This is a genomic window from Paenibacillus cisolokensis, from assembly GCF_018403665.1.
Taxonomy (GTDB): domain Bacteria; phylum Bacillota; class Bacilli; order Paenibacillales; family Paenibacillaceae; genus Paenibacillus_AH; species Paenibacillus_AH cisolokensis.
On the sequence record NZ_BOVJ01000004.1, the window covers coordinates 11564 to 23175 of the forward strand.

An 11612-nucleotide genomic window follows, 5' to 3' on the forward strand; every position below is an offset into this window, starting at 1 on the left:
GAAAGTTCAGGGAGGAGAATGATGACGCTGACACGCGGAGAACGATTTATTCAAAGCCTGAAGGATGGACGGAGTATCTGGCTGGACGGAAAGCGGCTGGACGATGTGACGGGCCATCCGGCATTTCGGGGCACATTGCGAACGTTAAAGCATCTTTTCGATACGTTGGACAACAAGGACGTCCGGGAGCAAGTCGGGTTTTGGAATCCGGCGACAAACGCCTATGCCCACAGCTCCTTTCTCGTGCCTGCCAGCAAGGCGGATTTGCAGAAAAGGAGAGTCGCCTTCGCCTATTGGGCGAATGAAACGTACGGCGTGATGAGCCGCCTGTCCGATTATGCCCGTTCCCTGGTTACAGGCTGGTATGCGTCACGGCACGAATTCGCTTCGTTCGATCCGCATTTCGACGAGAAGATTACACGCTATTACGAAGAGGCGAGAGACAAGGATTTATTCCTTACGACCGCGTTGCTAGACCCGCAAATCGACCGTTCCAAAAGTCCGAGCGAGCAGCAGCACCCGGACGCCGTGCTGCGCATCGTCAAAGAAACGGAGGACGGGGTGGTCGTCAGAGGAGCGAAAATGGTCGCGACGGCCGGCCCTTACTGCCATGATTTTCTGATCTTCCCTTATTACCGGCTGAAAGAAAACGAACAACAATACGCCCATCTCCTGATCGTTCCCGCCAACCTGCCCGGCTTGCACATCATTTGCAGGGAATCTTTTGCGTCCCTTCAAGACGACAACCACCCGTTAAGCGCGAAATACGAAGAAATGGATGCGGTGCTGTTATTCGACGATGTGCTGGTCCCTTGGGAGCGCGTTTTGTTGAAGGGAAGCGCTCAAGGCATTTGGGAGCTTCGCATGAACGAGACCGCGAACGCCCTCGCTTTTCATCAAACCGTCGTGCGGCTGCTCGCGAAGCTGGAATTTGTCGCCGGCGTTTCGTTTGCGGTTGCCGACTCGATCGGGGCATCCGGCTTCCTGCACGTTCAGGAGAAACTCGGCGAACTCGTCACCCAGGTGGAAAGCATAAAAGCGCTTTTGCTCGCCTCCGAAATTCAAGCCCGCCGCAACGATGCCGGAACCGTGCTGCCTGCGCTGAGCCCGATTGAAACGGCGAGAAATTTGGGAACCCGCTATTATCCGCGAGCCATTGAAATTTTGCAGCAGATCGGAGCAGGCGGGTTTATGCAGGTGCCGTCGACATTGGGCGAGCTGGATGGACCGCTCGCGAACCTGATGAAAACATGCTACGCCGGCAAGCAGATCGACGCGGAACATAAAGTGCGGCTGTTCAAATTGGCGTGGGATTTGGTCGGCAGCCCGCTGGGCTCCCGGCATGAGCTGTACGAGCGTTTTTATGCCGGCGATCCGGTCCGTACGTACGCCAATCAATACCTGTATGCGGATAAAAGCGAACTGACCGGGCTAATGCGGAATTTCAGACAAACGCACGCTGCAAGAGAGGAGGGTCTCCATGAATCCGACAACGCCGGGCCAGCATTATCGTACACGCCTCAATGACGCCAGAACGGTATGGCTTGCGGGCGAGCGCATTGCGGATGTTCCCGGTCATCCCGCCTTCAAAGGAACCGTGGACACCGTCTCGTCCCTTCTGGATCTGCAGGAAAAACCGGACACCCGGGACGATTTGACATTCGTCAGCCCCGGCAGCGGCAAGCCGGTCAATGCCGCCTTTCTGGCGCCGTTCGGCAAGGAGGACATCCTGCGCCGGCATACGGCTTTTCGAATCTGGTCGGACGCCACCTTCGGCATGATGAGCCGGTTGTCCGAATACTCGAGATCGCTGCTGACCGGCTGGTATGCGAGCCGCCATCGTTTGGGGGGCGACGCCCGAAAAGGGTTCGCGGATAAAATAGCCCGTTACTACGAACAAAGCCGGGACGGAGACTGGCTGTCCACGACGGCGCTTCATGATCCGCAAATCGACCGTTCCAAGGGGCCTTCCGAAGCCGGCGATCCGGATGCGTATCTGCGGGTCGTCAAGCAGAACCGCGAAGGGATTTGGGTGAGAGGTGCCAAAATGATTGCGACCGCGGCCCCCTATGTGGACGAGATTTTCGTATTTCCTTTTCATCGAAGGTCGTCCGCGGACTTGGCGTATTCCACGATGTTTGCCGTTCCGGTCGGCACTCCGGGGCTTCATGTCGTCTGCCGGGAATCGTTCGCCTCGGATCGGCACGAAGATTATCCGCTTAGCGCCAAGTACGACGAGATGGACGCGGTCATTATTTTCGACGATGCGTTCGTTCCGTGGGAACGCGTCTTCATCCACGACGACCCGGACGCCATCTGGCAACTCCGCCAGGACCCAGCCGCCGTCGCGTTAAGCCAGCATCAGACGGTCGTTCGGTTGATCAGCAAGCTGAAATTTGTCGCCGCGGTCGCGAATGAAATATCGACGGCTATCGGCGTCACCCATCATCTGCATGTTCAGGAAAAGCTGGGCGAACTGCTTGTGCAGGTGGAGACGATCAAGGCTCTTCTTGCCGTATCCGAGGAGCTGGCGGAACCGGACGGGGAGACCGGAGTATGGCTGCCGGCCATCGATCCGTTGACGACGGCCCGGAACTTGGGGAGCCGTTATTATCCGCGGGCGACCGGCATTTTGCGTCACCTCGCCGCAGGGGGACTGATGCAGACTCCGGCCACGGTCGCCGAGCTGGACGGACCGATCGGACCGCTTGTGCAAAATATTATCGCGGTGCCGACATTCCCGCATCGGAGCGCGTCAGGCTGTTCAAGTTGGCCTGGGATTTGATCGCGAGCCCGTTAGGCTCCCGCCACGAGCTGTATGAAATCTTTTACTCGGGCGATCCGGTGAGAACTTACGCGGCGCAGTATCTGGGATACGACAAGGCAAAGCTGACGGACCCGGTGTGGAAGCTGATCGGCAACGCCGCGAACGATCGCGTACCGGCGGCAAAGGAATAGAGCGTAAAGGAAAGGTGAGCATCGATGAGCATGCAGTTCGCCATCTGGGGTTCGAATATTGCGGGCGGTTTTGTTCGTTCCGCGGTCGAGCAGGATAAAGACGCAAGCTTCGCTTACAATTTGCGGCTCGCTCAGCTTGCCGACTATCTCGGCTACGAGGCGATTTTGTATCCCGTCCGCTATATCGGAGCGATCGGCGGAGGGAATTCGGGGAGCGGCCAACTCGATCCGCTGGCGACGGCGGCGGCGATCGCGGCCGCGACCCGCCGGATTCGCCTCATCAGCGCCGTCCTGCCGGGCTTTTTGCCGCCGGTAACGTTGGCGAAGATGGGCGCGACGATCGATCATATCAGCTCGGGCCGTTGGCATGTCAATCTGGTGACCGGCTGGTTCCAGGAGGAGCAGGAGATGTTCGGCGTCCCCTGGATCGGCCACGACGAGCGCTATCGGCGTTCCGAAGAGTATATCGAAGTTTTGAAAGGACTTTGGCAGCACGAAACGTTCACCTTCGACGGCCATTATTACAAGATCAAGGAAGGCAGAATCCGGCCTTTTCCTTACCAGCGGCCGTATCCGGCCATTTTTCAGGGGGGGAACTCCCAGGAAGCGCGGAACATGGCCGCCAGACTGTCGGACTGGTATTTCATCAACGGCGCGCCGACGTCTGAAATCATAGAGCAGATTCGCGAGGTGAGCGAAATGGCGGCCCAGCACGGCCGAACGGTTCGGTTTGCGGTGAACGCGTTTGTGATCGCAAGAGAATCCGAACAGGAAGCCCGCGAGGAATATCAGTATATATTGGAGCGTGCCGATCATTCCGCGATCCGTCAATTCCAGGAAAGGGCGAAAGGAGCCAAAGGCATGTGGACCCGTGCCGCAACCGTCAGCGATTTTGTCGCGAACAACGAAGGATTCCGCACGGGGCTGATCGGTTCCTACAGCCAGGTGGCCGATAAAATCGCGGAGCTGCGCAGCGCGGGCGTGCAGATGCTGCTGCTTACGTTCCGGTTTCCGCTGAAGGAGCTGGTCGAATTTCACGAATATGTCATGCCGAAGATGCATGAAGCAAGGACGGCCTCGCTTTCCAATGCCGAGGGCCATCGTTGGTAAACCAAGGGAGGGGGGATGTCGATGATTGTGCTGGAGCAGGTAAGCAAAAGCTACCGGAGCAAGGACGGCCTGATTTCTGCCGTAGCGCCGACGTCATTGGAAGTGGCCGAAGGCGAAATATTCGGAATTATCGGTCAAAGCGGCGCAGGGAAATCGACGATATTAAGGATGATGAATCTGCTGGAGGCGCCGACGACCGGGTCGGTCATCGTAAACGGCCGGGATTTGACGAAATGTTCGCCGCAGGAACTGCGCGTCGCCAGAAGGTCGATCGGCATGATCTTCCAGCATTTTTATTTGCTTCAAAACCGGACGGCCGCAGATAATATTGCGTTTCCTTTGGAGATTTCGGGCGTGCCCAAAAAAAACCGGGAGCAGCGGGTGAAGCAATGTCTGGAAATCGTCGGTCTGGAAGACAAGGCGTCAGCCTACCCGGCCCAATTGAGCGGAGGACAAAAACAGCGGGTCGCCATCGCCCGCGCATTGGCGACGGAGCCTAAAGTGCTATTGTGCGACGAGCCGACTTCCGCGCTCGATCCCCAGACGACCGGCGTCATTCTCGAGTTTATTCGCGACATCAACAAGCGATTCGGCGTGACGATCGTGCTCGTCTCACATGATATGGAGGTCGTCAAGCACATTTGCGGCCGAATTGCCGTCATGGAGCACGGGTCGATCGTGGAGACGCTCGATTTGAGCGGAACCGGCCAGAAGCCGACGACGGAAATCGCCAAGCTGCTGCTCGGAGACCGGCGCGAGGCTTTGAAAGGAGGAGTCGCGTATGTTTGACAATCTTCTGTCCTTAATGCCGGAAATCGGACTGGCGATTGTGCAGACGGGGGTTATGCTGTTCATCTCCATGTGCTGCGCGGTTCTGTTCGGAATTCCGCTGGGCGTGTTTCTTTACTTTACCGGCCGCGGTCAAATTTTCGAGCGGCCTGTACTGTTCCGGATTACGAATTATGTGGTCAATACGGTCCGATCGCTGCCGTTTGTCATTTTGCTCGTCGCGCTGATCCCGTTAACAAGAGTGATGGTCGGAACGACGATCGGTCCGGTGGCGGCCGCCGTGCCGTTGTCCATCGCCTCGACGGCCTATTTCGCGAGACTGGTCGAGCAATCGCTGCGCGAAGTTCCGAAAGGCGTCATCGAAGCTGCCTTGGGCATGGGGGCCACCCCTCTGCAGATCACCTGGAAGGTGCTGTTGGCGGAAGCCCGCTCGGGCATTGTGCTCGGCATTACGCTGACGACTATCAGCCTGCTGTCTTATTCGGCCATGGCGGGGATTGTCGGCGGGGGCGGCATCGGCGATCTGGCGATCCGTTTCGGCTATTACCGTTTTCAGACGGACGTCATGATACTAACCGTCATTTTGTTGATTATATTCGTGCAGATCATTCAGTTTTCAGGCAATTTCCTGGCTCGGTTGCTGGATAAACGATAGGAGTGAACATGGATGAAAAAACGTGGCCATTACTTGCGGCAGCCATTCTGTATGCGGGTTTGCTTTCCGCATGCGGAGCGGCATCCGATAGCAATCAAGCTTCGGGATCCGAAAAGAAAGAAATTAAAATCGGAGCGACGGCCGGGCCTTACAGCGACCAGGTCGAATGGGGCATCAAGCCGATTCTGGAGCAGAAAGGCTACAAAGTAAGCATAATCGAATTTAACGACTATATTCAGCCGAATCTCGCTTTGGCGGACGGTTCCCTGGACGCGAATGTGTTCCAGCATATCATCTATTTGCAAAGCTTTGCGGAGGATCGAAAGCTGGATTTGATCGATTTGATCAAAGTGCCAACAGCCCCCATCGGCATTTACTCCAAAAAGCATCAATCGTTGGACGAAGTCGAGGCGGGCTCGAAAGTCGCGCTTCCGAACGATCCGACCAATCAGGCCAGAGCGCTGGTGATGATGCAGCAATTCGGATGGCTGAAGCTGAAAGATGATATCGATCCGATCCAGGTGTCCGAAAAGGATGTGGCCGAAAACATTAAAAACATCGAGCTGCTGCCGATTGAAGCCGCCCAATTGCCGCGGTCTTTGGAGGATGCCGACTACTCCTTCATTAACGGAAACTTCGCTCTGGCTTCCGGGCTTAAATTGACGGAGGCGCTGGCATTGGAAGAAACCCCGGACCAATACATGAATCTTGTAGCGGTGAAGACGGCGGACAAGGACAAGCAGTTCGTAAAAGATCTCGTAGAGGCCTATCAATCCGAGGAGTTCAAAAAAGTGACCGAAACCCGGTTCGAAGGATTTGTCAAACCCGATTACCAAAAATAAGGTTGCCTGTTCGGGAACTGGCTTGCCGGAGGAATAAGAATGAATGCGACGATCAGTCAAATCGATAAGCACTTCCGAGCATTTCGAAAGCCACATCCATCGTTATTTCAGCGTGATGGCACAATATTTCGCCAGTCGCGCGGAAAGGAATCGCGATTCCAAGGGTTCGAACTTTCCTAGCGGAATCTATGGAGCCTGATCCATGCTGCGGGCGCAGGACGGATCAGGCTTTGCTTCGTTCTGCTCCCGACTGTAGAATGAGATATAGGGAGGATTCTACAGGATCGAACGGTTGCCATAACGAACGGTAAGGAGTATACAGTGGAGAAAACGATTAAAGACCAATTAAAGGAACTGGCTGATGCCGGCTATCAAAATTCGCGGCTGCGCTGATCCCGAACGTCGATCATGTGTTGGGCGTCCGCTTGCCGCAGCTGCGCAAACTGGCCCGGGAAATTGCCGGAAGCGATTGGCGCGCCTATCTGGCGCAAGCGGATGATGAATTTTTCGAGGAAGTGATGCTGCAGGGCATGGTCATCGGCTATGCGAAGGCGGATATCGAAGAAATTTTGCGCTATGTTGCCGCATTTGTGCCCAAAATCGATAACTGGTCCGTATGCGACAGTTTTTGCGCGGGACTGAAGTTCACCCGTTCGCATAAGGAGCGGGTATGGCATTTTTTACAGCCTTATCTGGCTTCGGACCGGGAATATGACATCCGTTTTGGCGTCGTCATGCTGCTCAATTATTATATTGACGAGTCATATATTCATGATGTGCTGCGATGGCTGGACCGTATCCGGCATGACGGCTACTATGTGAAAATGGCGGTGGCATGGGCGATATCGATCTGTTTTGTGAAGCTGCCCGAACCGACCATGGCCTATCTGCAAAACCATTCTCTGGACGATATCACGTACAACAAAGCGCTGCAAAAAATTGTAGAATCCCATCGGGTGACGGAGGAAACGAAGACGCTCATACGCAGCATGAAGCGAAACCGATCGCGAAGCGGTTGACGAAACAAGCATGACCTGCTAGAATTGGCTTAAACGTAATTATTACATTTAAGAAAGGAATACGAAATCAGCGCGAAGCGAGCCGGGTTTCAGCCCCGGCTTTACACTTGCGCGATAAGCGTAAAAATTACAATTAAAAAGGTGATGGTATGACGCAAAACAAAATACCGGTTACCGTATTAAGCGGATATCTGGGAGCGGGTAAAACAACGGTTCTGAACCATGTGTTGAACAATCGCGACGGCTTGAAAGTGGCGGTAATCGTCAACGATTTAAGCGAGGTCAATATCGACGCTTCGCTCATCAAGGATGGGGGAGGACTTTCCCGGACAAACGAAAAGCTGGTCGAAATGTCCAACGGCTGCATCTGCTGCACCCTTCGGGAAGATTTGCTCCGCGAGGTGGAGAAATTGGCGAAGGAGCAACGCTTCGACTACATCCTGATCGAGTCCACGGGAATCGGCGAACCGATTCCTGTCGCGCAAACTTTCACTTATATCGATGAGGAGCAGGGGATCGACTTGTCCCGATTTTGCCGGCTCGACTGCATGGTCACGGTTGTGGACGCCTATCGCTTCTGGCATGATTTTTCATCCGGAGAGACGCTGCTCGATCGGAGCCAGGCTGTGGGAGAGGATGACACCCGCGAGGTTGTCGATTTGCTGATCGACCAGATCGAATTTTGCGACGTGCTGCTGCTGAACAAATGCGACATGGTGGAAGAGGACGAGCTTGCGAAGCTGGAGAGCGTTCTTCGAAAACTTCAGCCGCGAGCCAAAATCATTCGGACCGAACATGGCCGGGTAAATCCGTCGGATATTTTGAACACCGGTTTATTCAACTTTGAAGAAGCAAGCACATCGGCCGGTTGGATCCAGGAGCTGAAAAAGCCGGTCCATACGCCGGAGACGGAAGAATACGGCATTTCCTCTTTTGTTTACGAACGCGTCAAGCCGTTCCATCCCGGAAGACTGATGCGATGGATGGAAGACTGGCCATCCGAGGTTGTCAGAGCGAAAGGAATCGTCTGGCTCGCCACCCGCAATCAGTTGGCTCAAAGCCTCAGTCAGGCGGGGCCGTCTATCCAATTCGGACCTTCGGGATATTGGATTGGCGCTTTGCCTCGGGAAGAACGGGAAGCCATACTTCGGGAAATCCGGATTTGGCCGAACAATGGAACCCCGAATACGGAGACCGCATCAACAAGCTGGTATTTATCGGGATCGACATGGATCGGGCCCGTCTCATCTCCAGCCTGGATGCCTGCTTGCTGACCGAAGAAGAAATGAAGCGGGACTGGAGGCTTTTCCCGGACAATTTGCCGAATGCCGCGATAGACAGCAGCGATGCCGCTTCACCGTCATGAGCGGGCGGTCATGGGACCATGGCTCCGACAGCATGGCAACAGCGCAACGGAAATGATACAATAGGGTCGATCAAGTTGCTCGATGCAATGGGAACGGTCCGATCACATCAAGGCCGATTTTCGGAAAGGAAAGGGAATGGAATGTCTGGTTCCGGTACAGTACAGGAAATGATTGCGGTCATGTCCAGAAACGGATGGAGAATTACCGATCAGCGGAGAACGTTGGCTCAAATTTTTGCCGATCATGACGGGTACTTGTCCCCGAAAGACGTGTACGATCAAATGTGCGTGAAGTACCCGAGCGTCAGTTTCGATACCGTTTATCGCAATCTCCGCATGTTAAGCGAAATGGGAGTTTTGGAGCAATTTTATTTTATGGACGGCGGATTGAAATTCAAGGGAAGCTGCCATTCTCATCACCATCACCATCTGATCTGTCTGAACTGTGAAAAGACGCTGACATTCGATTACTGCCCTTTGGAACAAAACATGGACCTTCCCGGAAATTATAAAATCGTAAATCACCGATTCGAGATTTATGGGGTTTGCGAAGACTGTCAAAATCAAATCTCTTCGCCCGCAGAATGACGCGAACTTTGGTCTCCGCTCCGGACGCACGGACCGTGCGTCCGGATTGTCATTTCATAGATGCGGTTTGACAGGCCACAATTGAATTGCAACCGTACGCGCTGCAATGTTAGAATAATGAAAACTTCGATCGTCGGCGCTAGGTCGGCGTACGCAAAATTATACAATTTCAGGCATCTGGAGGTAGCCATGGAACTTTTGGACGTATTCAAGGCTTTGTCCAATGAAACAAGGCTGCAAATCATACAGTGGTTAAAAAATCCGGAGATTCATTTTCCCAAACCGCTGCACGGGGATATTAACGAAGACGGCGTTTGCGTAAGCGACATCCATAAAAAGTGGGATTGTCGCAATCGACCGTGTCCCTTTACCTGTCCATGCTGCAAAACGCCGGATTGATAAAAGCAAAACGCATTGGGCAATTTACTTATTATAAGAGGGACGAAGAAAATATCAAAAAATGACCGAGTGGTTATCGACGGAATTGTAATTTGAAATGTTTGTAAGCCGCTTTTTGATCCTTGCAGGATGCTTCATTTTATATTATTATATCGATAATTATAGATATTTATGAATATGGATATGGAGGGACGAAGATGAGTCGGTTTGAAAAGCACAAAGGTTATTCGCGCATGTTTAAAGAGAATCGGTTGACGCTCGGCTTGTTCTTTCCTTTGGAATCCTACGAAGGCAGCGTGCCGGAGATGAACATAGAAAAGCAATTGAAGCTGGCAAAAAGAGCGGAGGAGCTTAATTTTGCCGCATTGTTCGTCAGGGATGTGCCGCTGCATGACCCGTATTTCGGGGATGTAGGCCAAATTTACGATCCGTGGGTCTATCTGGGGTATATAGCCGCCCATACCCAAAATATCGCGTTGGGGACCGCAAGCATTATTCTGACCTTGCGTCATCCTTTGCATGTAGCGAAAGCGGCAGCTTCCGTCGATCGCCTGTCCGGCGAACGGCTCGTGCTCGGGGTGGCGACCGGGGACCGGCCAATCGAATTCCCGGCGTTCTCCGTCAATTTCGAAGAGCGCGGCGCTTTGTTTCAGGAAGCCGTATCGGTCATGAAACAAGCGTGGAAAGAAGGTTTTCCGACGATCCAATCGCAGCGAGTCGACCTGACGAACGGGGATCTGCTGCCCAAACCGCGTCTGTCGGATATTCCGGTGCTGGTAACCGGCCACAGCTCGCAGTCCCCTGAATGGATTGCCCAAAACAGCGACGGTTGGATGTATTATCCCCGGAATATCAAATTCCAAGCGGAACTGATCAAACATTGGCGAACGTTCACCGATCAATTCAAACCGTTCAGCCAATCGCTCTATATCGATTTGATGGAAGATCCGAATCATGCTCCGGTACCGATTCATTTGGGGTTCAAAATCGGGCGCAAACCATTAATTGAATTTCTTGAGTTTCTGCAAAATGTGGGCGTCAATCATGTCATCATCAACCTCAAGTACGGCCATCGTCCTGTCGAAGACGTGATCGAAGAATTGGGAGCGGAAGTCGTACCCCATTTTCCCGCATTAACCGGCGGAACCGCATTGACAGCCGGGCAAAATCGTTCGTGAACAGGGCGGGCGCTGTTGCGGCAGAACCGGTTGGGATCGCTAATATCCGTTAAGGGAGTGGCTCCTATGAAAGTGCTGACGATCGTTTCGCATCCGAGAAGAAATTCGCTGACGTTTTCCGTTGCCGAACGTTTCGTTCAAGGACTTGCCGATGCCGGCCATGAAGCGGAAATCGCCGACTTGTATGGGGAGGAATTTGATCCGCTCGTCTTCGAAAAAGACGAACCCGACTGGGATAACCCGCAAAAAAGCTATTCCGCGCGCGTTCAAGCCGAAATGGCGAGGCTGAAACGAAACGAAGGGCTTGCGTTTATTTTTCCGTTATGGTGGTATTCGTTGCCGGCCATTACGAAAGGCTATATAGACCGCACGTGGAACTACGGCTTTGCGTATGGCGGAACGAAGCTGCCGCACAAAAAAGTATTGTGGATTCCGCTTGTCGGAGAGACGGAAGAAAGCTTGCGAAAACGAAATTTCGATACGATGATTTCCCATTATCTGAATGTAGGTCTGGCCGGGTATACGGGCATTTCCCAATCGGAAGTGGCATTTCTGTACAACACGCTGGCCGAAGATATGGAAAGCGAGGACGAAATCGGCCGGCATTACGACAATCTGTTGCAACGTGCCTATACGTTAGGGCGTACCTACGGCGATTCCGTGGACGTGGACGGCGGACCCGATTCGGCGAGAAGGAGGAGCTGATCA

General features: G+C 53.7%; 8 protein-coding genes and 4 pseudogenes. All 12 read left to right on the plus strand.

The window, feature by feature from the left end; translation table 11 throughout:
- The first annotated feature begins 18 nt into the window (after positions 1-18).
- The 12 genes and pseudogenes from PACILC2_RS00470 to PACILC2_RS00525 all read left to right on the plus strand — a co-directional run bounded on the left by PACILC2_RS00470 (position 19) and on the right by PACILC2_RS00525 (position 11609).
- Positions 19-1527 (plus strand): 4-hydroxyphenylacetate 3-hydroxylase family protein, encoded by a 1509-nt coding sequence (locus PACILC2_RS00470; protein ID WP_244863116.1) that lies wholly within the window; start codon positions 19-21, stop codon positions 1525-1527.
- Positions 1481-2958: pseudogene (locus PACILC2_RS00475) on the plus strand (4-hydroxyphenylacetate 3-hydroxylase family protein). The gene PACILC2_RS00470 and the pseudogene PACILC2_RS00475 overlap by 47 nt, the downstream one beginning before the upstream one ends.
- Positions 2959-2982: 24 nt before the next feature.
- Complete coding sequence (locus tag PACILC2_RS00480) at positions 2983-4068, plus strand: LLM class flavin-dependent oxidoreductase (RefSeq protein ID WP_244863117.1); 1086 nt, start codon at positions 2983-2985, stop codon at positions 4066-4068.
- 21 nt (positions 4069-4089) lie between these two features.
- Positions 4090-4857 carry a methionine ABC transporter ATP-binding protein gene (locus PACILC2_RS00485; protein WP_213526761.1) on the plus strand — a complete coding sequence of 256 codons (768 nt, stop codon included), beginning with the start codon at positions 4090-4092 and terminating at the stop codon, positions 4855-4857.
- Positions 4850-5512 carry a methionine ABC transporter permease gene (locus PACILC2_RS00490; protein ID WP_213526763.1) on the plus strand — a complete coding sequence of 221 codons (663 nt, stop codon included), beginning with the start codon at positions 4850-4852 and terminating at the stop codon, positions 5510-5512. Before PACILC2_RS00485 ends, PACILC2_RS00490 begins: the two co-directional genes overlap by 8 nt.
- A gap of 8 nt (positions 5513-5520) precedes the next feature.
- Positions 5521-6354, plus strand: a complete 834-nt coding sequence (locus PACILC2_RS00495) for a MetQ/NlpA family ABC transporter substrate-binding protein (RefSeq protein WP_213526765.1) — start codon at positions 5521-5523, stop codon at positions 6352-6354.
- A gap of 321 nt (positions 6355-6675) precedes the next feature.
- A pseudogene (locus PACILC2_RS00500) lies at positions 6676-7373 on the plus strand (DNA alkylation repair protein).
- 149 nt (positions 7374-7522) lie between these two features.
- Positions 7523-8739 (plus strand): annotated as a pseudogene (locus tag PACILC2_RS00505) (GTP-binding protein).
- Between the two features lie 141 nt (positions 8740-8880).
- Positions 8881-9327 carry a Fur family transcriptional regulator gene (locus PACILC2_RS00510; RefSeq protein ID WP_213526783.1) on the plus strand — a complete coding sequence of 149 codons (447 nt, stop codon included), beginning with the start codon at positions 8881-8883 and terminating at the stop codon, positions 9325-9327.
- A 189-nt stretch (positions 9328-9516) separates the two neighbouring features.
- Positions 9517-9791, plus strand: a pseudogene (locus PACILC2_RS00515) (ArsR/SmtB family transcription factor).
- A gap of 132 nt (positions 9792-9923) precedes the next feature.
- Complete coding sequence (locus PACILC2_RS00520) at positions 9924-10904, plus strand: LLM class oxidoreductase (RefSeq protein WP_213526767.1); 981 nt, start codon at positions 9924-9926, stop codon at positions 10902-10904.
- Positions 10905-10970: 66 nt separating this feature from the next.
- Positions 10971-11609, plus strand: a complete 639-nt coding sequence (locus tag PACILC2_RS00525; RefSeq protein WP_213526769.1) for an NAD(P)H oxidoreductase — start codon at positions 10971-10973, stop codon at positions 11607-11609.
- The last annotated feature ends 3 nt before the right edge of the window (positions 11610-11612 follow it).